Source organism: Hassallia byssoidea VB512170, assembly GCF_000817785.2.
Classification (GTDB): Bacteria; Cyanobacteriota; Cyanobacteriia; order Cyanobacteriales; family Nostocaceae; genus Hassallia; species Hassallia carrinoi.
Genome location: NZ_JTCM02000016.1, coordinates 20,907 through 47,131, shown reverse-complemented (window position 1 = coordinate 47,131; position 26,225 = coordinate 20,907). Strand labels below are relative to the sequence as shown.

The 26,225-nt window shown below is 40.8% G+C and carries 21 protein-coding genes, 1 tRNA gene and 1 riboswitch; of the genes, 9 read left to right on the top strand and 13 right to left on the bottom strand.

Annotation, left to right across the window (positions count from 1 at the left end):
- Positions 1-6: 6 nt before the first annotated feature.
- From fcmC to PI95_RS10370, 4 genes are all read right to left on the bottom strand, one after another.
- Positions 7-516, bottom strand: a complete 510-nt coding sequence (gene fcmC, locus PI95_RS10385) for a filament morphology membrane protein FcmC (RefSeq protein WP_039739151.1) — start codon at positions 514-516, stop codon at positions 7-9.
- A gap of 5 nt (positions 517-521) precedes the next feature.
- Complete coding sequence (gene fcmB, locus PI95_RS10380) at positions 522-1,679, bottom strand: filament morphology actin-like protein FcmB (protein ID WP_039739149.1); 1,158 nt, start codon at positions 1,677-1,679, stop codon at positions 522-524.
- Between the two features lie 208 nt (positions 1,680-1,887).
- Positions 1,888-2,502: a DedA family protein gene (locus PI95_RS10375; RefSeq protein WP_039739147.1), complete on the bottom strand. Its 615-nt coding sequence runs from the start codon at positions 2,500-2,502 to the stop codon at positions 1,888-1,890.
- Between the two features lie 201 nt (positions 2,503-2,703).
- The gene (locus PI95_RS10370; protein WP_201280392.1) at positions 2,704-3,774 is read right to left on the bottom strand and encodes a Gfo/Idh/MocA family protein; all 1,071 of its coding nucleotides are present in this window, start codon (positions 3,772-3,774) and stop codon (positions 2,704-2,706) included.
- 628 nt (positions 3,775-4,402) lie between these two features.
- Between PI95_RS10370 and queC the strand changes: the two genes are divergently transcribed.
- Positions 4,403-5,104, top strand: a complete 702-nt coding sequence (gene queC / locus PI95_RS10365; protein WP_336507198.1) for a 7-cyano-7-deazaguanine synthase QueC — start codon at positions 4,403-4,405, stop codon at positions 5,102-5,104.
- On the opposite strand, the gene PI95_RS10360 is transcribed toward queC, so the two are convergent.
- From PI95_RS10360 to PI95_RS10350, 3 genes are all read right to left on the bottom strand, one after another.
- Positions 5,097-5,243, bottom strand: a complete 147-nt coding sequence (locus tag PI95_RS10360) for a hypothetical protein (RefSeq protein WP_163518772.1) — start codon at positions 5,241-5,243, stop codon at positions 5,097-5,099. The genes queC and PI95_RS10360 overlap by 8 nt on opposite strands.
- Positions 5,244-5,255: 12 nt before the next feature.
- Entirely contained in the window at positions 5,256-6,614 is a 1,359-nt protein-coding gene (locus PI95_RS10355; RefSeq protein ID WP_039740490.1) for a CNNM domain-containing protein, read from the bottom strand.
- Positions 6,615-6,841: 227 nt separating this feature from the next.
- Positions 6,842-7,537 (bottom strand): hypothetical protein, encoded by a 696-nt coding sequence (locus PI95_RS10350; RefSeq protein WP_039739144.1) that lies wholly within the window; start codon positions 7,535-7,537, stop codon positions 6,842-6,844.
- Between the two features lie 256 nt (positions 7,538-7,793).
- On the opposite strand from PI95_RS10350, the gene PI95_RS10345 reads away from it, so the two are divergent.
- Positions 7,794-7,866, top strand: a tRNA-Ile gene (locus tag PI95_RS10345).
- Between the two features lie 189 nt (positions 7,867-8,055).
- Here the strand turns inward: PI95_RS10345 and PI95_RS10340 are convergent.
- Positions 8,056-8,487: a hypothetical protein gene (locus PI95_RS10340; protein ID WP_039739142.1), complete on the bottom strand. Its 432-nt coding sequence runs from the start codon at positions 8,485-8,487 to the stop codon at positions 8,056-8,058.
- A 102-nt stretch (positions 8,488-8,589) separates the two neighbouring features.
- Between PI95_RS10340 and pyrE the strand changes: the two genes are divergently transcribed.
- From pyrE to PI95_RS10325, 3 genes are all read left to right on the top strand, one after another.
- On the top strand, positions 8,590-9,210 hold the full coding sequence (gene pyrE, locus PI95_RS10335) for an orotate phosphoribosyltransferase (protein ID WP_039739141.1): 621 nt from the start codon (positions 8,590-8,592) through the stop codon (positions 9,208-9,210).
- A gap of 352 nt (positions 9,211-9,562) precedes the next feature.
- Positions 9,563-14,293, top strand: coding sequence for a response regulator (locus tag PI95_RS10330; RefSeq protein WP_163518771.1), 4,731 nt, complete (start codon positions 9,563-9,565; stop codon positions 14,291-14,293).
- Positions 14,290-15,270: a GGDEF domain-containing response regulator gene (locus PI95_RS10325; protein WP_039739139.1), complete on the top strand. Its 981-nt coding sequence runs from the start codon at positions 14,290-14,292 to the stop codon at positions 15,268-15,270. Before PI95_RS10330 ends, PI95_RS10325 begins: the two co-directional genes overlap by 4 nt.
- Positions 15,271-15,511: 241 nt before the next feature.
- Here PI95_RS10325 and PI95_RS10320 read toward each other — a convergent pair whose 3' ends face one another.
- Positions 15,512-18,073 carry a dynamin family protein gene (locus PI95_RS10320; RefSeq protein WP_039739137.1) on the bottom strand — a complete coding sequence of 854 codons (2,562 nt, stop codon included), beginning with the start codon at positions 18,071-18,073 and terminating at the stop codon, positions 15,512-15,514.
- 1,501 nt (positions 18,074-19,574) lie between these two features.
- Here PI95_RS10320 and acpP point away from each other — a divergent pair.
- Complete coding sequence (gene acpP, locus PI95_RS35835; RefSeq protein WP_039740486.1) at positions 19,575-19,829, top strand: acyl carrier protein; 255 nt, start codon at positions 19,575-19,577, stop codon at positions 19,827-19,829.
- Positions 19,830-19,992: 163 nt separating this feature from the next.
- Here acpP and thiC read toward each other — a convergent pair whose 3' ends face one another.
- From thiC to PI95_RS37465, 3 genes are all read right to left on the bottom strand, one after another.
- A complete protein-coding gene (gene thiC / locus PI95_RS10305) occupies positions 19,993-21,366 on the bottom strand; it encodes a phosphomethylpyrimidine synthase (protein WP_039739135.1) in 1,374 nt (457 codons plus the stop codon).
- Positions 21,367-21,373: 7 nt separating this feature from the next.
- Positions 21,374-21,471, bottom strand: a riboswitch (TPP riboswitch).
- An 86-nt stretch (positions 21,472-21,557) separates the two neighbouring features.
- Positions 21,558-21,770, bottom strand: a complete 213-nt coding sequence (locus tag PI95_RS10300) for a DUF6887 family protein (RefSeq protein WP_039739134.1) — start codon at positions 21,768-21,770, stop codon at positions 21,558-21,560.
- On the bottom strand, positions 21,767-22,021 hold the full coding sequence (locus PI95_RS37465; RefSeq protein ID WP_039739132.1) for a DUF6888 family protein: 255 nt from the start codon (positions 22,019-22,021) through the stop codon (positions 21,767-21,769). Before PI95_RS37465 ends, PI95_RS10300 begins: the two co-directional genes overlap by 4 nt.
- 109 nt (positions 22,022-22,130) lie before the next feature.
- On the opposite strand from PI95_RS37465, the gene PI95_RS10295 reads away from it, so the two are divergent.
- Entirely contained in the window at positions 22,131-23,252 is a 1,122-nt protein-coding gene (locus tag PI95_RS10295) for a DUF262 domain-containing protein (protein WP_052324772.1), read from the top strand.
- A gap of 62 nt (positions 23,253-23,314) precedes the next feature.
- Here PI95_RS10295 and PI95_RS36750 read toward each other — a convergent pair whose 3' ends face one another.
- A complete protein-coding gene (locus PI95_RS36750) occupies positions 23,315-23,440 on the bottom strand; it encodes a hypothetical protein (protein WP_268896728.1) in 126 nt (41 codons plus the stop codon).
- A 135-nt stretch (positions 23,441-23,575) separates the two neighbouring features.
- Here PI95_RS36750 and PI95_RS10290 point away from each other — a divergent pair, with 135 nt between their 5' ends.
- Positions 23,576-24,190, top strand: coding sequence for a pseudouridine synthase (locus PI95_RS10290; RefSeq protein ID WP_039739130.1), 615 nt, complete (start codon positions 23,576-23,578; stop codon positions 24,188-24,190).
- A gap of 350 nt (positions 24,191-24,540) precedes the next feature.
- The gene (locus tag PI95_RS10285) at positions 24,541-26,217 is read left to right on the top strand and encodes a sensor histidine kinase (protein ID WP_039739128.1); all 1,677 of its coding nucleotides are present in this window, start codon (positions 24,541-24,543) and stop codon (positions 26,215-26,217) included.
- The last annotated feature ends 8 nt before the right edge of the window (positions 26,218-26,225 follow it).

Here is a 26,225-nt window from a genome sequence, read left to right as displayed (position 1 = left end):
GACTCTTTAAAAATCATCGAGATACTGACTCAGACGGCTGATTACAGGGTCAACATCTTGAGGAGGAGTTGCAGCAACAGTATAATTAGTATGATTTACTACCTCTTGTGGTGCTGATGTTGCTTGGGTTTGAAGTTGAATGATTGGTCGTTCATTCACCATGATTGCCAGCTGTGCAACTTGTTGACTAAGTTGCAAAAGCTGGCGTTCCATAACCTCCAAACGATTAGATTCCTTAGCAAAAAAACGTTCCTCAAGAACTGCCACTTGACGTTGCAGTTCAGCGATTTGTTGTTCTTCAAATGCTGGTGCTGTCGGTTTTTCTGGCGTTGTTGGTGATGGTCGTACAGATTCCGGTACACATAAAGATTGCCATAAGGCTTCTTTACAGAGGTCGCTGAAAGTCTTCTCTGGGTCTTTTTCCAAATGGCTATCTACAAGCGCCAACAAGCTCTCGTCAGCGACCCCTGGATTGAACGTGACCGATCTAACTACCTTTTTTGACCATTGGAACATCAGTTTTAAGCCCTAGCGGAGCGACTGGAAGAAATCTGTGCTTCTCCATAAATATACTGCCCCAAAGCGTTAGCTTGGCGAGAGGGAGCAGCTAGGTGGGCATTAATTTTCGCTTCTTTGAGCAGTCGTTGCATATCTTCCCAGAAAAACTCACCACCACCGCCTGTGAGAATCACATCAGTAACACGTTCTGGCAGCCATGCTAGCACGCGATCGCATATCTGACGAGAAAACTGCTCTGTCAGGTTGGGGAGAAAATCATCTAGGTTAGTTGGCTTGCTAGAACCTCTAGGACGATAAAAGCGATCGCCTTTGGGCTTGTTCACAGCTGAAATTAACGCTAGAGACTGACTATCCGCTCCTTCAATCTCTTTGGCGACTATTTCATAAAACTTGCTCATCGCAAAGTCTTCGCTCTTAGAAGCACCGCGAGCGAAACGGAAGTTATCCACCATTAAACAATCGATAGTTTGATGTCCGATATCGACGATCGCCACCGAAACTTTCGTAAAATCTGGAACTCCCGGTCCTTTTTTCGGTTGAGCTTCACACCATAAAAGACTGCCATAGCCTTCTGGCATTACCCAAACCTTGCTGATATTCAGGCTGACAGATTCTCCTCGGAAGTTCATCACATGGGGACCGGTCACTTGGCTAATCAGTTGTGCTTTTTCTCTTTCAAATTGCTCTAAAGAAAGAAAAGGCAGACCGAGAATAACTGAGATTTCATCTTTCAGCTTGAAGTAGCCAGCACAAGCCAAAACTTTTACCAGTGCATCTTCAACCTTAGATTGACCGACTCCGAGATTTGCTCCAAAATCTGCTGCTAGTTGACCAACAGCATAGCCATTACCTTGATATTCCAGCCACAGATCCATTAAGGGGTCAGTAGCGCGTGCCTCAAAAACGCCTCCACGCACCTGTTCCATAGTCATTTGCTTGACGTTAGCGGGCACGAACATCACATTGTTCGGTTCGCGACTTACACAAGTCTTGGTGGAAGTTCTACCTAAATCAACACTAAGAATCGCTTTCCCTGTAACCATACCTATACCTGGCTTGGGAACATTATTAGCAGCATTTAGCGGGGTAGATGCCGACACTCTATTCATGGGGATAGCAGCGGCATTCATTGGAGTAGCGGCGGAAGGTTGGTCTGTCATGAAAGCTCCTAGTCTTTACTTAGCTTTAAAAGTTATCATGCTCATCTTACAAAAATGCGTCAAGCAGAAACTTTTGCTTGCGTTTGGTGTTGCCAGAAATACGCCAAGAATTACTTAATGCGTTAAAAAAGTTAACATTATTTAGGATAATGTAGGCGAATTTTTGGCACTCTTCACGCTTGCTATTACACAATTAGCGCTCTTGTTGTCATTTTCTCCTGTTTTTTCGCTTGCGCTTGACTACCCAAAAAATAAATGCCAGAGCAAGACACCCAAGCACGATTTTAGATATAGGCGCAAGGTACTTGTCCACAAGTTCGTACTGACTACCCAACACGTATCCAGAGTATGTTAGCAAACCTACCCAAGCAGCGCTACCCAAAGTTGTGTAAAATAGGAAAGGCAACAACGGCATATTGCTAATTCCTGCGGGCACAGAAATTAATGTCCGGACTCCCGGCACAAGGCGACCAATCAACACCGCTTTGCTACCTTGCCTATCAAACCAGCGTTTTGCCTTAGTGATATCTTTGCTAGATACAGTTATCCACTTGCCGTACTTGTCAGCCAAAGCTTTCAAACGCTCTTCGCCCAAAAATTTGCCTGGGTAGTACCAAACTAATGCTCCCAATACAGAACCACATAGCCCCGCAAAAAATACGCCAATAACGTTGAGTTTTGCTCCTGGTAGATTCGCACTATATCCCGCCAGTGGCATGATTAGCTCTGAAGGTATTGGCGGAAAAAGATTTTCCACAAACATCAGCGCCGCTATTCCCAAGTAACCTAGGGATTCAATCGTATTTTTGATCCAATCTCCCATGAAGTCAACTCCTAAAATTACTACAGCTGTTTAATTGCTAAATTAAACTTAATATTTATTAATGATTAATAATTTACTTTTGTCAGAGTTTAAATATTTTGATGCGGCAATAAAATTTGCACTTTCCGCCTTAAAACACGAAAGCAAAAAAAAGTAAAAGGTAAAAGTTATTTCTACCTTTTACCTTTTACCTTTTACCTTTTAAACTGTAGGAGACAATGATTGGACCAAATGTTCAGATTGCCACTCTAATGGGTTCCAAACTTTATCTTCCAAAGCCATTTGTTCAATTAAACTTGCTAATCTGAGAGCTTTTAGCGCTTGTTCGCCACCAACTGAAGGTTGATTGCCACCATGTACGCAGTTGACAAAATGCTCTAATTCTGCACCCAACTTATCAATATTACTGGTGTAGACTTGTTCTATTAAACCATCCTGCTTGTAAAAGACTTGCCGATGATCCATCATTGAATTGGCAATACTGTGACGATGAATCAAAATTTCATTTTTAAGAAAATCTGCTTCCGTAAAGGAGTTTTTGCAATGAGCAGAAATGCGGCGAATTTTACGGTGAGTGATTTTGCTGGCTGTGAGGGTAGCGACAATGCCATTAGCAAACCCCAAGGTAGCTGTGACATAATCTAAATAGCCAGAGTCTTGGGCGCGACTACCACTAGCCGTCAACTTCACTACTGGGGATGCGGCTAATTCTAAAAGTAGGTCAATGTCGTGGATCATCAGATCCAACACAACTGACACATCGTTTGCCCGGTCTGAGTAAGGATTCATGCGGTGAGCTTCTAGAGCCAGCACTTCCTCTGTTTTCAGCACTTTGCTCAATTCTTGGAAAGCTGGACTAAAGCGCTCAATGTGACCTACTTGCAGGATACATTGAGATTCAGCAGCGGCATTTACTAAGGATTCTGCCTCAGAAATGCTTGCGGCGATCGGCTTTTCCATCAAAACATGAATTCCTGCCAAAAGACAGTTGATGCCGACGGCATAATGCAAGCGGGTGGGAACCGCGACACAAACTGCATCTACATGAGGCAGTAAGTCACAGTAATCTTCAAAGAAACGCACCTTATATTTACTTGCGGTTTCTAACCCTCGCTCAACATTAATATCTGACACCCCGACCAGTTCAACGTCTTTCATTGAACTGAGTACACGCGTGTGATGTTGTCCCATATTACCCACCCCAATCACGCCTATGCGGATCGGTCGTGGCTGGTTTCGTTGTATATATGGATTCAATTCTGCCACTGACATGCTATTTTGCACTACTATTTTCTCCTCAACCACCAAATCTAAAGACGCTTCGAGCGTTGGCGTTTATACTTGATTGCTAGTCATGAGCCGTCTAAAACCATCCAGATGGTAACATAGAGGTTCTATTTATGAAGAATTTCAAAGTTTGTTGTGAGTTCCCGCAATCTAAGTTTGTTTTGTATATTTAGTTTTGAGCGATTAGTTTTTTTGCGCTTTACACAAAACCGAATATGTCTTTTTATTAACTTTAAAAATTAAGTAAGAAATAAGGGTTACTTTCTCGCTCTGCATTTAGGCAATTACTTACCGGGATCAATATTGATTGAAGACAAGTTAAAATTCTTCACTTTATTGTCAGTAAAATTACAAAACCTAAAAAATATACTACTTAGAGGATTTTCAACAAGAAGAGTTTCATTTGAAATTGCGATCGCTTATACACTTAAATTATTTTCATTGAATAATCTCCAAAATCCGCAAAAAACCCAGAGCGGCTTGTTTAAGTCATCGTGCCACGTTTTGGCTTCGATTGATGCAATTTCCTTATTTAAGGCGACTTGCCACTCTCTTGTTTCGTATAGACCACGCTAAAAACACTTTGCAACCTCTGTTTGTGGCATGTTGACAAATCAAATCAAAAACTAAAACTCAGATGAAAGCTGTAATTCTGTTGTCTGGAGGATTAGATTCTTCCACAATTCTCTACCAAGCTAAAGCTGACGGTTGTGAGTGTCACGCCATATCCTTTGATTACCAGCAGCGACACCGACGAGAGTTACAGTCAGCGCTGTTAGTCGCTCAACAAGCTGGAGTGGTAGAACATCAAGTGGTAAAATTTGACTTACGGCAATGGGGCGGTTCGGCACTTACAGACGACGCAATTGATTTACCCCAAGAGCGATCGCTCGCTCAAATGTCGGAAGATATTCCTGTGACTTATGTTCCGGCTCGCAATACAATCTTTTTAAGCTTTGCCCTCGCCTACGCTGAAACTATCGGTGGCGATCGCGTTTACATTGGCATTAATGCTTTAGATTATTCTGGATATCCTGATTGTCGCCCCGATTACATCCAAGCGATGCAACAAGTCTTTCGTTTAGGAACAAAACAAGGGCGTCTTGGACAAGCAATTACGATTGAATCGCCCCTAATTAACCTGAAAAAAACCGAAATTATCCAACTTGGCAATAAATTGGGCGTACCGTGGGAATTAACTTGCTCTTGCTACGCCGGCGGTGATAAAGCTTGCGGAGTGTGCGATTCTTGCCGCTTGCGTCTCGCGGCTTTTGCCGAATTGGGAATCGTCGATCCAGTCGCGTATGTTAAGTAGGGAATTGGGCATTGGGTAATGGGTAATGGGTAATGGGTAATGGGTAATGGGTAATAGGTAATGGGTAATGGGATAAATTCCTCCTTGTCCTCCTTGTCCCCCTTGTCTCCCTCATCCCCCCCTCTCCCCCTCCCCCCATCTCCCCCTCTCCTCATCCCCCCCTCTCCTCTTCAAGGCGTCGCACTTGGATTTGGTGCAGGCGAGGTCCTGTGACGGACATGACGGTAAACTCTAGATTGTTATAATTGAAGGTTTCCCCCATAGAGGGAATTTTCTGGAATTGGTAGAGCAAAAAGCCACCTAACGTCTGATATTTTTTAGTTAAAGGCAAATTGAAGTGCAAGACTTCGTTAAAGTCTTCTAAGTTGATTTGCGCTTGCACCAAATATGTCTGTTCATCTAACATCTTGATTAACAAGTCGTCGCTACTTTCGGCTTCGTCTGCGTCGCCGATAATTTCGGCTATGACATCTTGAATGGTTACTAGTCCCACAGTACCGCCAAATTCATTGACAACGATCGCCATTGCTGGTTTCTCTTGCTGCATCCGAGGCAATAATTCACTTAAAGGCATATGTTCTGGGACAAACCGCGCAGGACGCATCCAAGGCTGGATATGTGTCTGTAATGTCAGCTTGTTAGTAGCTAAAGGTTCTGCCAAATCTTTAAAATAAATAATGCCGCGAATATCGTCTAAAGATTCGCCGATGACAGGATAGCGAGAGTGACCAGTCGCTACCATTTCAGTCAGCAATCTGTTGAAGGTGGCATCTTTGGGCAAAGCTATAATGCTGGTGCGGGGAACCATCACCAATTGTGCTGTTACATCACCAAATTCAAACACATTATTCAGCAATTCTCGCTCTGAAAGCTGCAAACCAGTAGATTCTTGTTCTGTAGAGATAATAAGTTGCAGTTCTTTTGAGGTAACAGGTGGTAGCCAGCTTTGTCCTGTATACTGAATGCCAAACAATCGCATGATGGCGCGAGTTGATTGGTTGAGAATCCAGATAAAGGGACTGAAAAATCTAACGATCGCTTTTACTGAAGGTCCCAAAAACCGCGCTAGCTGTTCTGAGTACAGCATGGCGATCGATTTGGGACATAGTTCCCCTAAAGTAATTTGTAGATAAGCTATCAAGAAAAAGGCGATCGGGATTGATAGAGAATGAGCGATAAACATACTCGTCCCCATAGGTAAAGGCAATGATTCCAGCCATGAACCTACCAACCCGACAATTGTACTTTCGCCAATCCAACCCAACGCCAAGCTAGACAAAGTAATGCCTAACTGAGTAGTAGATAGCAATCTATCTATACTACGTTGCAACATTTCCACCGCGATCGCCTGAATGTCACCAGCTTCGACTAACTGCTGAATGCGCGATCGTCTCACCGTCACTATCGAAAACTCGGCTGTTACAAAAAAAGCATTGATGGCTATCAGCAGCAGCACTGACAACAATCGCAGCCCCACATCTGTCAAACTTAAACTAGGAAAACCAATCACCGCCAAAGCCCGTGTACAACTGACGCTCCTATGAAAGAAAGATAATCTTGAGATTAGCGATTGTTAGTGGTTAGTTGTTGATTGTTTACGACCAAACTGGGGATTAGGCATTAGAAACTAGGGATTAGAGACTAGGGACTAGGAAGAAAACAATTCAAAAAAAACAACTTTGAATTCACTATATCCTCGTTGTCTCCCTTGTCTCCTTGTCTCCCCAATCCCAATCCCTACCTTTCCACAGGAATATTTGGCACTTCCAGTTTCAATTTTTGATCGGGATAATCAGTCAAGGCAAGTGAGATACGCTTCACATCATCAAGCAAAGGCGTAGGAATACTCACTGTACCAGAAAATGTTGGTCCATTTGCAGGCAATTCTGCTGGCAAGCCTTCGGTACTGGCGCTTAAAGTTCGTCCTTTGTCATCAGTGACATCCAAAAAACTGTATAAAAAGCGCACTGAATCGGCTCCTTTATTCTGCATTTTCACGCGAAGTAGCAAATCACCGCCAGAGTAGCGAGCAGATTGTACAGAAATTGTTACTTTCTCGCTTTCAGCAGCGATGGGAAATCCGGCTTGGGGTTTTTCTTCGACTTCAGTCGGTGTTTCCTGAGGTTTTGGCTTGCTGGTATTTTCTTCGTCCTCGTCATCAGACTTTTTAGCTTTAGCAGCCTTGCTCTTACCCTCAATCCGGGACTTAACAATTTTGAGGATTTCTTCCTCTCTTAATAACGTTACCGCTTGATGTTGGGCGCTGTTTGCCTTACTGCTGGCGAATTTGGTTGTAGGACGACCATCTGGGGTTGTCACACCCTTAAGTGCGGAACTCCCCAAAGTAAAGCCCCAAAACGCGCTTACAGAACCCGCTCCCAACATTAGGGTTAATAAAATCAACGTCAGAAGTACAGTGGAATTTAATTTCATTGCCAAGAAGCTATTGCCAAAGAATGATAGTCTATTTATGTGAAATGATTGAAGCTGTGTACCTCAATCTTTAAAAGACTTAATCAATATTAGTCTGCCCTATTTCTGTGTCAAATGATGTAGGATAAAATCTGCTAAACTATTGTAGAGTGTTTACAGTTAGTGAACTCATGCTAAAATCGAGTCGTGAGGTTGCTACCTAACGCTAAAATTAGCAATAGGGCTAAGAACTCATAGCAATCTCAAACCTAAATAAGCGCCTTTGGCCGATTGGGGAGGCAGCGAGCTCATAATTCGCTTTCAGACTGGTTCGATTCCAGTAGGGCGCATTGAATCATGATAAATTTGGCATTGCATAACCGTGGTAGAGACGTTCCGGTGGAACGTCTCTACAATACGTTCAATTTTTGACACAGATCGCAAAATTATCCCGAAAATATACAACGCCAATAATTTTGGACTTTGGTCAATAGTCATTAGTTCATCACGAATGACTATTGATTTAGCGTAGCGGTATTTTACCGAGGTGGTACAGTATCAAACCTAAATTCAGTGCCGGTTTTGAGCTTGCTGGAGTTTAAGCGAGGAGACATCATTAAAGATGTATTATAAGGATTGGGTAAATCTGGCGTGCGAATATATGGATCGTTGCCAACTTGCTGATTAAGAACGTCGCGATAAACAACGTTAACTAACTCAGCATCACGGGCTATTTCACTTTCCGGGAAGGAATTGCGGAACAACGAACCAGGTCCTACCAGCCAGTCTATTTGCCTTTTAAAAGTGTTATTGCCGTAGAAATTGCGATCGTTTTTAAAGAAAGCTCGATCGAATACTTCATTTGCTGTTTCATAATTAGTTGTCCCCTTGTCATCCGCAAAAGCTGGGATGCTAATACTCGCAGCTAGCAGCACTAATAAACCGCCAACAGCTTGAAATTTTATACCCATATTTATTACTCCTCAATACGATGGGCGAATCTTAACTTATGCTTAATTTCAGAACTTTGATGAGTTCAACCTTTGGTGTAGCACAACTTTTAATGTATTGTGATGAATTATCAAGCTGAAACCTTTACCCAGTCTGAATTGTGGGCATCTACTGCCGATTTTAATATTCTGCACCAACAGTTGCTGAATTTATTTTGCCGACTTGCCTATCAAGAAGGTGATTTTATACTTTCTTCTGGGCAAGCGAGTTCTTATTACATCAATGGGAAGCAGGTAACACTTAATCCTCAAGGTGCTTTGGCTATTGGTCGCATTCTTCTATCCCGACTACCAGAAGACACGCAAGCTGTAGCTGGTTTGACATTGGGTGCAGATCCAATTGTCACAGCAGTTAGTGTGGTTTCTGCGTATGAAAATCGACCAATACCCGCTTTAATTATTCGCAAAGAAGCTAAAGGACACGGCACAAAAGCATATATTGAAGGTCCCACTTTGCCAGAGAATTCAACAGTGGTGGTGTTGGAAGATGTGGTGACTACAGGGCGATCGGCGATGAAAGCGGTGGAACGACTTAGAGATGCGGGTTATACCGTTACTAAAGTAATTTCACTGATAGACCGCTTACAGGGTGGTGCTGAGTTTTATCAGTCGGTGGGGTTGAAGTTTGAAGCGGTGTTTACGATTGAGGATATTCAGCAAAGGTATCAGCAGCTTACTGATTAAAGTGCATCTCTTACGCTGTGTAGAGAGGTTCACACCTCGTTTTTTGCTCTTTAGCAAGGAACGAGGAGAAGATTGGCATTTTGAGCGCTAAAGCGATCGCTACGAATTTAAATTATGTATCAAAAGCAAAGTCTATACTATTGGTAGTATTTAAATTTTTGTAAAGATAAATCAGTATTTATTATTAATTATTTATGAACTTTCCGCAATTATACGATATCTAATTAGTTGAATAATATGAGACTTTATATAGATAAGTAGGCGTTAATATAATTCGTCTGCCGTGGATGTTCGTGGCGGACATAATTACGTTTGAACGTGCCCAGTTATTTCTAAAGATAAAGATGAACAAGTGACTCAACAAAATAGATATTATTCCTGGCTAAAACTTTGTATTAAACAACCGATGCCAGGAAAGTTACCAATTCTTATTGCAATTGGTACTTCACTTATAACTATTTTACTTTGGCAGGGATTACTTGCTAAAGAAAAAGAGCAAATTGAACAACTAATTGAACAGCAATCATCTGCTGTAAAAACGGAAATTACAGCACAGTTAAAAACTCGTGTTCAAGTACTAGAGCGGATGGCAAATCGCTCTTCAATTCGTACTGGCAATACTAGGCAGGAGTGGGAAGCCGATGCAAAGTATTTCATCAGACATTACAGTGGTCTCCAAGCGATAGAGTGGGTAGATTCTTCATACCATATCCGCTGGGTTGTACCTGTAGCAGGTAAGTCAGTCGAAAAAAATTTGAATTTGAAAGTTGATTCGCAACTACAAGCTATTTTAGAATCTGCCCTTACAAGTCAAAAGATAATTGTAACTCAGTCTAGAAATTTAGTTCAAGGAGGTAAGGGATTTTATATTTACTTTCCTTTGCGTACTGAGCAAAAAAATGATGGCTTTATTATTGGTATTTTTCAAGTTAAACCGTTAATAGACTCGATTTTTAAAGAGAAAGAATTACGTAAGTATACAATTAGTATTTTCGACGGAAAACAAGAGATTTACAATAACAATTATGAGAATAAGCAACATCATAAAAAATGGAGCTATCAAACAGAAATTGACTTTTATAATGCTAAATGGCAGGTGCGGATAAAGCCAACACGAAAGTTACTAAATAAGGCTCAATCGTATCTGCCAACGGTAGTATTAATTGGAGGGTTGCTCGGTGGTTGGCTGCTAGCATTAGCTGTTTACCTTGCCCAAAAAACTTTAATGCGGACAAAGCAATTAGAAAAAGCAAAGCTGCAACTAGAGAGAGAAATTACCCAGCATAAGCACACAGAGTCAACTTTACGGGAAAGAGAGCAGCAATTACAAGAATTTATTATCCAGCGTCAGCACGCAGAGTCAGCACTGCTTTTAAGTCAGATTCGCTTGAGACTGCTGAATAATATTGCAACTAACATCACTTCCGGAATGTCTGTCACACAAGTAATTTCGCATACTGTCGAACAAATTAGCAAGTATTTTCAAACTTTACGTGTGGCTTTCTCGACTATTAATGAGCAAGGCATGTTAAAGGTGGTTCATTCTGTGGAACCAGAAGGAATGCCCCGAATTACAGGGTTTGTCGTTGACCTAAGTACTGCTGGTGATTATTTCCAGGCTTTAATTAGCGGTAAGACGATGATAATTGAAGACGTGACTCAAGATAAACGTTTGGTATCGTTAATGCCTGGGATGTTGGCAGGTAACACTCAAGCTGTTTTGGATATACCGTTACGAGATTCAGACGGACTTACAGGTTTACTTTGTTTTGAGTCCCCAGAACCCCGACAGTGGAGCGAACATGAAATTGCTACGCTCACCGAAGTTGCCAATTACTTGACAATTGTCATTAAAGATGCAGAAGCTCAACAAAAGCGGAAACGAGTCGAAGCCGAACTGCGAGAAAATGAAGCATCGGTACGATCGCTTTATGAGGTAGCAGCAGATCGCAGCCGAAATTTTGAGCAACGCATCCAGAGACTGTTAGCAATGGGATGTCGAACATTTGATTTAGATTTTGGGATTTTGGCACGAATTAAAAGCGCGAGCTATGAAATAATCATGGCGCGATCGCCCAACAATTCTCTAGCTTCCGGAGATACTTTTGACCTCAAACAAACTTTTTGCTCGGAAATTTTAAACACTGACGAACCCTTAACTGTAGATCGTCACAATATTTCATCTTGGCAAAACCACCCAGCATACTCGAAGTTGAGAATAGAGTCCTACATCGGCACACGAGTATTAGTGGCAGGTAAACTTTATTGCACCCTCTGCTTCTGGTCACGCTCCCGGCGATATAAACCATTCAAATCGTCAGACAAGGAACTTTTAAAGTTGATGGCACAATGGCTTGGCAGCGAAATTGAGCGCCATCAAACACAAACAGCCCTCCAACAACAATTTCAACGTACTTTACTATTCAAACAAATTACCCAAGAAATTCGCCAAAGCCTAAGCGCCAAAGAAATTTTTCAGACCACTGCAATCCAAATTGGTCAAACGTTTGGTGTTAATTGCTGTGCTATTTATGAATCTATTTCTACGCCGATTCCTCAAATTAAGGTTATGGCTGAGTATTTAGAACCAGGCTATATATCAATGCTTGGTTTGGAAATTCCTGTTATCGATAATCCTTATCTAGAGAAGTTGTTAGCTCAAGACTTGGCGCATGTTTCCCCAGATGTTTATAGTGAACCTCTGTTAAAACCTGTAGAATCCATCTGTCGCCAAATTAACTTGAAATCGATGTTAGCAATTCGGACATCCTACCAAGGGGAACCAAATGGGTTGATTGCATTGCATCAGTGCGACGACTTTCGCTCTTGGACAAGCGATGAAGTTGAGCTACTGGAATCTGTCGCTGCCCAAGTGGGAATTGCTCTTGCTCAAGCAAATCTCTTAGAACAGGAAACCAAACAACGTCAAGAACTCACCGTCAAAAATCTCGCCTTAGAACAAGCAACACGAGAAGCTGAAGCTGCTAACCGAGCCAAAAGTGAATTCTTAGCGATGATGAGTCACGAAATTCGTACCCCAATGAATGCAGTGATTGGGATGACTGGGCTGTTGCTGGATATGGAACTTACCGAACAACAACAAGACTTTGTAGAAACTATTCGCAGCAGCAGCGATGTTTTGCTTGCCGTGATTAACGATATTTTAGACTTTTCCAAGATTGAGTCTGGCAAGTTGAACTTAGAGAAACATCCTTTTAACCTGCGGAATTGCATAGAAGAAGCTTTAGATTTATTAGCTCCTCAAGCAGCTGCGAAAAGCATAGATTTAGCGTACCTGATCGATCCGCAAACTCCGACAGCAATTGTCGGAGATAATACGCGATTGCGGCAAATTTTAGTGAATTTACTCAGTAATGCAATTAAATTTACAGAAGTTGGCGAAGTCGTTGTTTCTGTGACAGCAAAACTAATTGAAGAGGGGGAAAGGAATAAGAAAAACCTTTACCCTTTAACGGCAGTTTCCACTCATACGGAGACTTGCCCAAGCGACTGGCTGCCTTTTAGCCTTTCACCTGAGTGCAATAAGTCTACCTATTATGAAATTCAATTTGCGGTCAGGGATACTGGTATTGGCATTCCCAAAGAACAGATAAAGCGACTATTTAAGCCTTTTAGTCAAGTTGATGCTTCCACGACTCGTCGCTATGGCGGTACTGGATTGGGTTTAGCAATTAGCAAGCGCTTGAGCAAAATGATGGGCGGTTGGATGTGGGTAGAAAGCTGCGTTGACATCGGATCTACATTTTATTTCACCCTCGTAGCTGAGTCGGCTTTCTCAGAAATGGTTGACCTTCAGGGTCTTCAATCAAATTTAGTTGGCAAACGGCTGCTAGTGGTAGATGACAGCGCCATTAATCGCCAAATTATTGCTTTACAAGCTTATAACTGGGGCATGATTGTCCAAGCGGCTAAGTCGGGTTTGCAAGCTTTGGAATTTATTACATCACAAGAGCAATTTGATATTGCCGTTTTGGATATGCACATGTCAGAGATGGATGGTTTAAGTTTGGCAGAACGCATCCATTCTCTACCAGGGTGTGAAGAAATGCCGTTGGTAATACTGAGTTCTGTTGGTAAAATAACACAGAAAGAACTTGGCGCAAAAGCTGAATTTATAGCCGTTCTAAGTAAACCTATTCGGCAATCGCATTTGTATGATGTATTAATTCGTTTGTTATGCAGGCAACGAATTTGTGTCCTACCTTTGCCGTTCTCAGCCCCAATATTTAATTCGCGTATCAGCCAAGAGTTGCCGTTACGCATTCTGCTGGTAGAGGACATTGCTTTAAATCAGAAGGTAGCGCTACAAATGTTACAGCGGTTGGGCTACCGTGCGGATGTCGCGAATAATGGACTTGAAGCACTGACAGCTTTGCGTCGTCAGTCTTACGATCTAGTTTTCATGGATGTGCAAATGCCGGAAATGGACGGACTGGAAGCGACGCGGCATATTTGTGAGGAATGGTCGCAGTGCGATCGCCCTTGGATTATTGCTACAACCGCTCATGCGATGCAGGGCGATAAGGAACAGTGCCTCAGCGCCGGCATGAATGATTATATCAGCAAACCGATTCGCGTTGAGGCTCTGATCCAATCTTTGGAAAATTACAAACGCTTGCGGCAATCTGATTTCACTTCAGCTATTGAAACATCTGATGTCAACCAAGAAAAATTAGCTCTTCGGCAAGAAATAGTTTCTCAGGATGTTACACCAGCGATCGACGCGGAAACGTTTCAAGGTTTAAAACAAATGACAGGCAACAATGCAGAAATGATGGCAGAAATTATTGATAGTTATTTAGAAGATGCACCACAAAGATTGAGTGCGATCGCTTCTGCGGTTGAGCAAAAAGATGCGGCACTTTTACGCAGTACGGCTCATTCTTTAAGGTCTTTGAGTGTCACCATCGGGGCAATGCCTCTAGCTCAATTATGCTCTCAATTAGAAGCGATGGGACGCGCTGAAACTATCAGTGCTTCTACTCTGGTTTTACAACTTGAAAAAGAGTATCAACGGGTAGAAGCTGCTTTGCAATTAGAATCTTCACAGGAGGCAAAATGATTAAATCAGACCAAAACAAGCCACCATTAATTCTTGTTGTCGATGATGAAAAAACTTTGCGACTAGTGCTGAAAAGAGCTATGGAGAAAGAAGGATATCGAGTCCAAGAAGCGTGTGGTGGACAGCACTGTTTGGATATTTGTCAACAGCATTTGCCAGATATGGTTTTATTAGATGCGATGATGCCGGCGATGGATGGTTTTAGTTGCTGCGCCAAAATGCGAGAGGCTTTGGGTGAAAATTGTCCGCCAATTTTAATGATTACTGTTCTTGATGATAAAGAATCGGTTAATAAAGCTTTTCAAGTGGGGGCGACAGATTATATCACAAAACCAATCGATTATGTCAAATTGAGTTTGCGAGTTAGTCGCTTGCTAGCATCAAGGGGAGCGATCGCCGGACTTCAACAACAAATTCAAAAAGAGTGTCTGCTGACAGTACAGATGGAAACGTCGAATCGAGAATTACAACGTCATGCTTTGTTTGATAGTTTGACTCAGCTTGCCACCTATCGTTATTTTAGTGAGTATTTACAGCGCGAATGGAAGAGATTGCAAGGGGTACAGTTACCTCTTTCTTTAATTTTGTGTAATATTGATTTTTTTGAAGCTTATAACGATACTTACGGATATGAAGCTGGGAATGAATGCTTATGTCAAATTGCTTACACGATTAATAACAGCAAAAGGCGATCGGCTGATTTGGTAGCGCGTTACAAAGGTGATGAATTTGCGATCGCTTTACCAAATACTTCTGCGGAAACAGCTTTTGGTGTTGCAGAAGCAATTCGCGCTGCTGTCAAAGCTAGCGGTATAATTCATGCTGATTCAAAAGTAAGCGAACACCTTACCCTTAGCATCGGGGTTGCGAGTATTATTCCTTCTGAGCAATTATCTATAAATATGCTGATTACCAAAGCAGAGAAAGCTCTAAATCAAGCGAAAATCCAAGGACGCGATCGGATCTTTATCTTGTAATTTTCTCTTTTTAGCTGTTATTAATATTTTTTTAGTAATTTTATCTTTAATATACTGAGATATTGTACTCTTGACAATGATTGTAGGGCGATCGCACTATTAAATCAATAATAAAAACGCAAAGTTACGCTCTCGGTAAGCGCAGAGTAGCGCAGAGGTTCTCCGCGAGACTTTGCGTTTTCCTTTGCGTACCTTTGCGTTGAAAAAATTTATTAAGATGTTAAGACAACCAAGGAAATTACTAAACAACGCATTGTTGTAAAATTGCTTCGATATCATTTTTGACTTTCTCAATTTCTTGACGTTTTTCAGATATCCAAGCCTTCTGCGTTTGCTGTTCTTCTACAGTTTCTTTGTGTGCTTGTTCGTGCTGTTCTATGAGATTTTCGTAAAGCGCGATCGCTTGAGCAATTACTCGATTTGCAGATTCAACCTTGCTATCAAAAACTGAAGTAGTAATTTCGTGTAACTTTTCAGAAACTTTATCCATTGATTCATCAAACTTTTGAAATCCTATTTCAAAAATTTTCATTTTAATCTGGTGATGCAATCCATCAACATCAAACATTCCCAAACCAAACGAACCAGCAATTGTTGCTGCTAAACTGGCAATAATTATTCCAACGAAGCCAATTCCTGTAAATGCCAGTAATCCAACAGCTAAAGCACCACCTATCCCTAAACCGCCACCAAATCCTCCTAAACCCATAAAATCATCATTTATACCATTTATGGACAGTTGAAGCTGTTCGCTAAAATTGGCTTTTACTTGCTGTTCAATGTTTTTAAATTTAGATTTAATTGCATCTAGCTCATACTCAATATTTGCATCTAAAACTTTGAGATTATTTTGCAATATGACATCTTTAAGTTGTTGGTTTCCCCATTTGTCTATTTCTTTAGATAAATCTTTGAGAAAGTGATTTGTATAATCTTTGATTAGTTTATCTTGACTCCAGACAGGACTGTGTTCAGAAGACCAGTGTTTGCTTTTTTCAGCCATGCGATCGCCTAATCCTTCGCACCATTTATCCCAAGATTCAGCCGCTTCTGAAATCACTTGCTCTATTAATTGAGAAGCTACTAAACGGATTCTGACATCACGACCGCTTGCTTCACCAATTTGTTCAAATATTTTCTGTTTTTCAACTTCAGAAATAGTTACCTTACCATCTAATATTTGTTCAGCTTGTTCCAATCCATTTAAACTTTGTTGAACTAAATAATTAATATCGGCAACAGAGCGATTATTTTTTATTACTCCACGCTCATTTATCAAAAAATTCTCAAGAGACTGAGTAAAATTATCAAAACTTTTAGAATACTCATCTTCATTACCCTGCAAAAAAGCATTTAGAGCAGATTGAGCAGAAATAAAGTGAACGCGGTTTTCACCAGAAATGAGAGGATTCTCACCTTGTACAAATCTTTTTATTCTTTCTTGGACTTGTTCGCGTCCCTTTTCAGTTCGCACCAAATCCATAAAGTTACCGACTACAAAAAGGTTCTTAGCTGGTTGATTTTCTTTACCGTGATTAAGTTGAATCTTCAAATCTCGCAGCAAGTCACGTTCACCTTGAGTTAACGAACGTGAAGCATTAGTTAGAAAAATTACTGCGTCTGTATCTTTGAGTATTCTTTGAGTAATTGCGGTACGTTCCGCATGTTCGTTCAATCCTGGGGAATCTATAATTTCTACTCCGCTGCTACATAATTCTAAATCTGGATGTTCAAAAACTATTTCCTCAATTTCGTTATTTGCTAGTTCATCGCTAAGACATCCGAGTGCTGCATCTTCGGAAATTGTTGCTTTTAGTTGATACTCACTAAATGGAATTTCTTCTTCTCTTCCATCCTTATATCGACAGATTACCCGCTTTTGGGTTCCATATTTCAATACTGTTACTGCACCACTACAAGGAATCTCTCTTGCTGGTTGAATTTCTTCACCTAGTAAAGCATTTAGTAATGTTGATTTACCTTGGCTAAATTCTCCTACAACTGCTAAACGAAAACTCGGCGATTGTAATTGTTTAGATACCTTACGGACTTCATCAATCAAAGTGTAAGCTAAGAAACCGCGCTCTTGACAATCTTCTACTATCTGGAAAAGACGAAAACAAAAGCAATCTAATTCTTTTTGATGCTTTTGGAATTGTTTCAATTCGTCGTAAGATTTTTTTGTCCGTTTAATTACTTTGTTTTCGGGTTTAGCAGGTAAAGTCGCTAGCATATCGCTTGCAGCTTTAACAAACATCAAATCTAAGTTATGAAATTGAGAAGGATCTAACAAAAATCGTACTTCTTCTAAAGCAATAGAATCGACAATATTTTGATTAGTAAATCCAGCTTCTAAAACTGCCAAATGTTTTTGATTAATACCTAATTTTTTGGCTACTATTTCCAAATATTGCTTCTCACGAAAGTTCATTTTGCCATCTGCGGCTGACATTTGATAGCCAAAAGCAATCAATAATAACTTTTCGGAATCAGAAAGGGGAATACTGACAGTAAGTAAATCATTAATTTTTTTATAAAGCTGGTTTTCTTTGATTCCCTTAATCATTAAATGTGTTAATCGCCGCACACCACTTTCCGGGGTACTAAATCGATAAAGAGCTTTTAGTAGTCTTTGCTTTTCTGACTCTGCGACTATGCCATCTACAAATATGACTCCGAGTAGTATAGTTACCAAATTTGCCAAAAATATTACGGGTGGGGTAAATTCGCGTTGAGTCAGTTTTTGTCCACTAATCCGTGATAACAAATCAACAATCTGAGGATTAACGAGGGAAGTATCCATAAATTATGCGATGCGTAGACTTTTCAAATTTATTATTCCCAGGTTTAGACAAAATTTATCAATATACCGAGTAAATACGGTTATTTTCACTTTTCTAAACAAGTTAGCCTCGAAGCAATAAAACTTCTATCAATCCACAGCTATGCAATTCCAATTTTCTCCTTTAATCGAAGCGGGTATTCAAGCTGGCAAATATATTCCAGTTTTTAGCAACGGTGTACCAATAAGTATGGCTAGAGATGCTGTTACAGGAGAGTTTGTTGGTCATGCGATCGCTGCTACTGTCGGCAACAGTCCTCTATCTCCGCTGCTAGCTGCTTCTCAATTTATTACTAGTGGGGTGCAAATGTACCAAACGCAGCGAGGCTTTGCAGATGTTATGAAAGGTTTGCAAAGCATACAAACTAGTTTGGGAGTGCTGCAAGGAACTACAGCTTTGATTGGTGTGGGAACAGTAGCGGGTATTGCATTGACAGCGATAAACTTGCATCAAACACTAAAACTTAGAAAAGAAGTTGAGCAAATGCGGTTAGAGGTCAAAAATGGGTTTATTGACCTCAAGCAAGCCTTAAAAGACCAAGGAGCAGAAATTAGGCAAATAATTGAGGAGATATCCCAAGACATCAAATTTGAACAACACCGTATAGTTTTAGTACGAGCGTATGGGTTGTTTATCCAAGCAATAAATCGCTTTCGTTCAGCGATGCAATTACAAGATGCAAGTCGCAGAAATGCTGAAATTGACGGTGCGAGGGGAATGTTATTTGAAGCTTTGGCAGATTATACAAACCCCCATTTGTTAGAAGAAACCTCTGCTGCTGGACAACTACGAAGACTCGAATGTGCTTGGATAATTGAACAGGGAATTATTGCAACTTATCAAGTACAAAATGAAATGTCAGCGGTAAGTGAGCGAATATCTCAGTTGCAGGATAAAGTTTGTCAAGATGCTGTCGGTATTATTAATAGTTGTGAATCCCACGATGAGCTTGATTTTCTCTTTCCGGAAATTACCCGTATTTACAATCACGATTTAGAAGTATTAAACTCATGGCAAAATCATATTGATTGGATGCGATCGCGAAGTGACTCCCAAGGAGTATCGCTTCCATCATCAGAATTAAAACTTTTAACCAGCGCTGATTTCAATAACTCAGATTTGATAATTAGCCAAGATACCAATTTAGCACCACCAGAACAATTAACATACGAAGATTTAGCAGGTAAATCTCATTTCTACTCTCTACGCGACCAGCTATTATACTTGTTCGATTCTCAACTACGCCAACAGTCGGAACTTTATATTAATCAACAAGCTGCTAACGCTGGTTACAAAACTTTAGTTCCATCGAATTTACAACAAGCATCAGATTTGGCTGTTGCTAATCTATATTACTATTTCCAAATTAGAGACGAATCTGAAGATGAAGGAGAAGAAAAATTAGCTAACAATTCTCAAATCACCCAAACAGAAACCGAAAATTTAGCAATAGAGCCTTCAATAAACTATAATTTCCAAGCAAAAATATTTACAAAAATAAAAAATATTATTGCTGAACAGTTATCAGTTGAAGCAGACACAATAACCCTCAGCAGCAACTTTATTCAAGATTTAGGAGCAGATTCTTTAGATGCGGTAGAGTTAGTTATGGCTTTGGAAGAGGAATTTGATATTGAAATTCCTGATGAAGCTGCTGAAAAAATTACAACAGTTCAACAGGCTGTCGATTATATTAGCAAAAAAGTTTCTGTTTAATAACCAAAGTAATGTTTTAGTATCAAATTATATCGACATAAATAGCCCACGTAGGTAAGCTCTTGTTCGTATAGCCGAGGCAGCGCTGTGCGGGGGTTCCCCCCCGTTGAGGCGACTGCCGTCCACCCTTCTAGGGTGCGGGCTATTTATTGCAGGCTATTTATTAACCTTGCGCTACAGGTTCTTTTGCCAAGAACTTCTCCAACTCTGTCAAGGCATCAGCATCAACTTTAGTTTGCATTGGGCAGAATTTAGGACCGCACATCGAGCAAAACTCAGCAGTTTTGTAAATATCTGCTGGTAAAGTTTCGTCGTGATATTCCTTCGCTCTTTCCGGGTCGAGTGATAATTCAAACTGACGGTTCCAGTCAAAGTTATAACGAGCGTGGGAGAGTTCATCGTCTCTATCTCTCGCACCTGGTCTATGTCTAGCAATATCCGCAGCGTGAGCGGCAATCTTGTAAGCAATCAAACCGTTACGTACATCTTCGGCATCCGGCAGTCCTAAATGTTCCTTCGGAGTTACGTAACAAAGCATCGCCGTACCATACCAACCAGCCATCGCCGCACCGATCGCTGAAGTAATATGGTCATAACCCGGAGCAATATCCGTTACCAATGGTCCCAGCACGTAGAAAGGTGCTTCAGAACACTCTTCCATCTGCTTGCGAACATTGAACTCAATTTGATCCATCGGCACATGTCCGGGACCTTCTACCATCACCTGTACATCATCTTCCCACGCTTTGCGGGTCAATTGTCCCAAAGTTTTCAATTCGGCTAATTGTGCTTCATCTGAGGCATCATGGGTACAGCCAGGACGCAAAGAATCACCCAAACTGAAGGACACATCGTATCTTTTGAAAATCTCGATGATGTCACGGTAGTGGGTATAAAGCGGGTTTTGTTTGTGGTGATGCAGCATCCAGCGTGCCAAAATACCGCCACCACGAGAGACAATGCCTGTAATGCGATTTCTCACCAAAGGCAAATGCTCAATCAAAATTCCCGCGTGGATAGTTTGATAGTCTACCCCCTGCTGGGCGTGTTTCTCGATTACATGAAGAAAGTCATCGGCGGTGAGTTTCTCAATTGTGCCGTGGACGCTTTCCAAAGCTTGGTATACTGGCACTGTCCCGATTGGTACTGGTGAAGCTTTGATAATGGCGGTGCGAATTTCATCTAAGTTACCACCGCCAGTGGACAAGTCCATCACGGTATCAGCGCCATATTTTACCGCTAAGTTTAGCTTATCTACTTCTTCCTGAAGATTGGAAGAATTGGGAGAAGCACCGATATTGGCATTTACCTTGCATTTAGAGGCAATGCCGATCGCCATCGGTTCTAAGTTAGTGTGATTAATATTCGCGGGAATAATCATCCGTCCCCGCGCTACTTCGTCTCTAATTAGCTCAACGGGGAGCTTTTCCCGTCGTGCTACATAATCCATTTCTTCAGTAATAACACCCTGGCGTGCGTAGTGGATTTGCGTGACATTATCTTGTCCCTGGCGTTTAGCAACCCATTGAGTCCGCATATTGAATTCCCTCGATAAACAGCTTCCCTCCGCTGGTATTACCCAGACTCAGGTGTTAAGGGTGTGTTCTCAGCCTGAAAAGTGCAGGCACCCCTAGCATGAGTGTTGATTGTACCACTTTCGTTGTGGGTGGGCGCAAGTAAGTTAACAAATTATGAGGTAAGCAAGGTGGTATGCGTGGTTGCAGTGTTCTATGCGTCTTTTAATTTCTGTTTCTGCTGAACATGCATTAATATTGCTTGATGGATTTGCTCTGGTGTCATCGATGCAGGATAAACCGCAGAGGGAGGTTTTGCCTTCAAACGATCTACAAATGCGTAAAAAGCTTCTTGATCGTCTTGGTGTGCAATGACGTAGGCTCTTAATTCAGCTTCACTCATAGCATCAAAATTTGGTTTGCTCATAAATAGTCCCAGTTTCCATCACGACTAATCAAAATTTGTATATCATCTCCAGCGAGGATGAACAGTTTGCCTGTGCGTTTATCCAGACGCACCATATAAATTGGTTTGTAAACAGTTGTCAATGCTTGACACAAGTAAACACACTTTAAAGCTTGTTGTGCTGTGGGAAGAATAACTGCTCCTTTAAAAAGCTTATATTTCGATATTATTTTACGGTACTTTGATGGGGGCGAAAGCTTTGCGTCTCGCACTCGGTTGAGAAGTGGTGGAGTGCGTCAAGGCAGATAAACCATTATTTTGGTATTATTTATAACTGTGTACATTTATAAAATTCAGTCATTTGAGAAAGGGTGTCACAGTATGAGTACGTTTCAAGAAAACAGGGATGGATACCCCTTAGAGGGTCTAGCGGATGAAGAACAGGAAACACAAATTGAGGAAAATCAGGAAGATGAAGATGATGATATCCTTCCTTCCAGGTTTTCAATATCAGTTTCTCGAACCGATTTTGATGTAGAAGGCATAGTGAAGCGCTTAAGAAACGATGACATATATATTCCCGATTTTCAACGTGCTTATGTATGGAAACCTAAACAAGCTTCGCGTTTAGTAGAATCTCTATTATTAAATCTACCAGTTCCTGGTATTTTCCTTGCAAAAGATTCACAAACAAATAAGCTGTTAGTACTTGATGGTCAGCAAAGATTAATTAGTGTTAAATCTTTTTACGAGGGGAAATTTCCCAATAGTCGGACATCTTTCTCTTTGAAAGGTGTTCATCGAGAGTTTGAGGGTAAAAAATATGAATCACTCCTTGATGCAGAAAGACGACAATTAGACAACTCCGTTTTATCGGCAACCGTGATTGAGCCACGCGATAATAACGAAGAGAGCATTTACTACATTTTTGAAAGACTTAATACAGGAGGTACTTTATTAAAACCCCAAGAAATCCGTGCTTGCATTTTCCACGGAAATTTCAACGATTTGATTGGTGAAATGAATAATAATGAAGCTTGGCGTAATATATTTGGCAATAAGGAGAAAAATAAGAAAGACCAAGAACTCATTCTAAGATTCATAGCACTTTACTTTGAGGGGAACAACTACAAGCCGTCGCTGAAAAAATTTCTTAATAATTTTATGAACAAAAATAGACAGCTTAACTGTTATTCTCAAGCGAAAATAGAAAAAGCATTTATACCGACAATTGAAATTATTAACAAATGCATCGGTAACAAAGCTTTTAAAGGAGAGAAAGGATTTGTTCCAACTTTTTTCGAGGCAGTCATGGTTGGTATAGCGAAAAGACTAGAATCAGGTAATATTGAAAATTTCGATGAATTTAAAAAACAATATAATACTATACTTAGTAATAAAAATTTTCTGGCTATATCTGTAAAAATACGCGATTTAACTAACGAACATAACCTAAAGGAAAGACTAAGAATGGCAACAGAAACTTTTGCTGACTTGCAGTGATTATTCTAAAGGTAGTAGCCGACAAGCTGTTAAAAACACAATAACTTGTCAGATTTACATTATCATTTCCAACTCATTGCTGATGATATAAAGCGATCGCACTCCTCAGCCAAAAGACCAAAAGCGCGATCGCACTCTTCTACTCGCAATCTACTCCACCAGGCAAAATCACCTTTGGCTAAGTCCAAACATCCAAGGAAAGTTATGTTTAAATAATCTTCGTCACCTAAATCTAAAAGCGCAAGCTAGCAGGATTATAGCCCGCGTAGGCGGGCTTTGTTTGTATAGCTTCAGGCTTATAGCCTGTAAGGTATTTTTAAACAATGAATGACTATCGCTATATCATTTTTTACAAACCCTACGGGGTTCTCAGCCAATTTACAAAAGATAGACCTAACCGCAGTACCCTAAAAGATTACATCGAAGTGGCTGATGTGTACCCTGTCGGGCGTTTAGACTGGGACAGTGAAGGATTATTATTATTGACAAATAACGGACAATTGCAACATCGTCTTTCTCATCCTCAATTTGGACATGAAAGGACTTATTTAGTACAGGTAGAGCGAATTCCGGATGCAGAGGCTTTGCAGAAATTGCAAACAGGTGTGCAAATTCAAGATTACCGTACTCGACCGACAAAAGTACGACTTTTGTCAGAAGAACCGTTGTTAAGCGATCGCGATCCACCGATCAGATTTAGAAAAAATGTCCCCACAGCTTGGCTAGAAATGACTTTGACAGAGGGGAAAAATCGGCAGGTGAGAAGGATGACTGCTGCTGTGGGGTTTCCTACCTTGCGATTGGTGAGGATAGCGATCGCCCACTTAAAATTAGATCGTCTACAACCAGGAGAGTGGCGCGAACTTACGCCAGAAGAAGTCAAATTGTTGCATAATTTAACGAAACCACAAAAAAAAGCATCTATTTTTAAGCCTTAAGCGTTGCTTCTAAGGGGGGAAGGCTCCCTACCTATATTTGAATAATTGTGGTTAATATTCAACCAGAACATGAACTGTTTATACTAATATCGATAAAAATCTCTTTTTCTGACCTTTTGTCTAAGCGCTCCTAACCCAACTGCCTAAGCCTCTCTATTTTCAAGATAGATTAATCAATATTTCCAATCGCAAGTTTTGAGCTATCAATTAAAGAACCATACAATATAAAGCTTAGTCTTTACATAAGTTTTTATTTGCACCTTTCACACAAATTAATTTAAAACCTGTATAATAATATTTTTTTCTTACCGCCTAGTTGACACTTCTCGCTTGGGTGCAAGTTTAAATCTATGAGCCGCAATCAGCAATCTAGCTGGCATTACACTCGTCAAAAAGATATTTTGTCTGTAACACCTGTACATCTGGAAGTTGTGTCTGAACGAGCTACCGATTTAGAACTTTGCACCCCAGAAACCCTGCGTCGTACCCAAGAAGAACTCCAGTGGTATCGCAGTTTGTATGAAAATACACCTTCTGTGTACTTCACCTTGGATGCAACAGGGAAAATTTTGTCTGTAAACCAATTTGGTGCAGACAGTCTGGGATATAGACGGGAACAACTAATCCAAACTTCAATTTTTAACTTGTTTGAGGAGTCAGACAAGCAAAGGTTAAGTAATGCATTCAAAGAATTATTAACAGTGTCACCCGAAAGCGAAATTACTAATTGGGAGTTTCGCTTAAATGCCAGAAAAATTGTTTGGGTAAAAATCGCAGCGCGGATATTACCAACTGAAGAGGCAAATCCGCTGATTTTGATGGTTTGCGAGGATATTACCGCTCAGAAACAGACAGAAGACTTGTTACGAGAAAGCGAACAACGCTTTCACACTATGGCTGACACAGCACCAGTTATGTTGTGGATGTCTGGAAGCGACTCGTTATGTAATTTTTTCAACCAATCATGGTTAAATTTTACCGGACGCAGCTTAGAACAAGAGCAAGGTTTAGGCTGGTTGGAAAACGTACATCCTGAAGATCAAGATTTTTGCTTTAAAACCTATGAATCTGCCTTTAATGCACGAGCCAAATTCAAGATGGAATATCGGCTCAAGCGACATGACGGCAATTATCGTTGGATTTTAGATTCTGGGGTTCCCAGGTCTACATCCACAGGTAACTTTGCTGGTTACATTGGTAGTTGTATTGACATCACAGAGCGCAAATTAACAGAAGTTGCTCTTCAAGAAACTCAAGAAGCAGCACAAGCACAATTTGATGAAATTGAAAGCCTCAATCGTCTCAAAGATGAATTTCTCAGTACAGTTTCCCATGAATTACGCACGCCACTAACTAATATGAAAATGGCGATTCAGATGCTGGGAATCTCACTGAAAAAAGAGCAAAACTTTTTGTTGGAAATAGACAAGCCAGAAACAGAACGCTCAAAAGCAGCTCGCTACTTTCAAATTTTAGACAACGAGTGCGATCGCGAAATTAACCTAATTAATAATTTCCTGGATTTGCAAAAGCTCGATAATGTCGCTAAACCGTTGGTATTAGAAACAATTCAACTACAGCAATGGCTTTGCCGGGTGTTGCAGGTATTTCAAGCACGCAATCGCAACATTTCTCAGCAAGAGTTGCAGATAAATATAGCTGCCAATCTTCCCCCACTCACTTGCGATCCCTTCAGTCTCGAACGTATTTTAATCGAACTGCTCACCAACGCTTGTAAATTTAGCCCACCAGAAGCACAAATCACCCTCAGCGCTCAATTAAAATCAAAACAAATTCAATTCCAAGTAATTAATACTGGTGTGGAAATTCCCACCACAGAAATACCGCTCATTTTTAACAAATTTTATCGCATTCCCAGCAACGATCCTTGGAAGCAAGGGGGAACCGGATTAGGATTGGCACTAGTACAAAAACTCACTCTTTCCCTTGGAGGCACAATCGAGGTTGAAAGTCAATCAAACTGTACCTGTTTTACGATTTTACTACCAGTAAGCAGTGAGGGATGAGGGCAGGG

Bases quoted from the DNA above. Each gene is read 5' to 3' on its own strand.
- fcmC (WP_039739151.1), bottom strand. From the start codon at position 516: ATGTTCCAATGGTCAAAAAAGGTAGTTAGATCGGTCACGTTCAATCCA.
- fcmB (WP_039739149.1), bottom strand. From the start codon at position 1,679: ATGACAGACCAACCTTCCGCCGCTACTCCAATGAATGCCGCTGCTATC.
- PI95_RS10375 (WP_039739147.1), bottom strand. From the start codon at position 2,502: ATGGGAGATTGGATCAAAAATACGATTGAATCCCTAGGTTACTTGGGA.
- PI95_RS10370 (WP_201280392.1), bottom strand. From the start codon at position 3,774: ATGTCAGTGGCAGAATTGAATCCATATATACAACGAAACCAGCCACGA.
- PI95_RS10360 (WP_163518772.1), bottom strand. From the start codon at position 5,243: ATGGGGGGAGGGGGAGAGGGGGGGATGAGGGAGACAAGGGGGACAAGG.
- PI95_RS10350 (WP_039739144.1), bottom strand. From the start codon at position 7,537: ATGAAATTAAATTCCACTGTACTTCTGACGTTGATTTTATTAACCCTA.
- PI95_RS10340 (WP_039739142.1), bottom strand. From the start codon at position 8,487: ATGGGTATAAAATTTCAAGCTGTTGGCGGTTTATTAGTGCTGCTAGCT.
- pyrE (WP_039739141.1), top strand. From the start codon at position 8,590: ATGAATTATCAAGCTGAAACCTTTACCCAGTCTGAATTGTGGGCATCT.
- PI95_RS10325 (WP_039739139.1), top strand. From the start codon at position 14,290: ATGATTAAATCAGACCAAAACAAGCCACCATTAATTCTTGTTGTCGAT.
- PI95_RS10320 (WP_039739137.1), bottom strand. From the start codon at position 18,073: ATGGATACTTCCCTCGTTAATCCTCAGATTGTTGATTTGTTATCACGG.
- thiC (WP_039739135.1), bottom strand. From the start codon at position 21,366: ATGCGGACTCAATGGGTTGCTAAACGCCAGGGACAAGATAATGTCACG.
- PI95_RS10300 (WP_039739134.1), bottom strand. From the start codon at position 21,770: ATGAGCAAACCAAATTTTGATGCTATGAGTGAAGCTGAATTAAGAGCC.
- PI95_RS10295 (WP_052324772.1), top strand. From the start codon at position 22,131: ATGAGTACGTTTCAAGAAAACAGGGATGGATACCCCTTAGAGGGTCTA.
- PI95_RS10290 (WP_039739130.1), top strand. From the start codon at position 23,576: ATGAATGACTATCGCTATATCATTTTTTACAAACCCTACGGGGTTCTC.
- PI95_RS10285 (WP_039739128.1), top strand. From the start codon at position 24,541: ATGAGCCGCAATCAGCAATCTAGCTGGCATTACACTCGTCAAAAAGAT.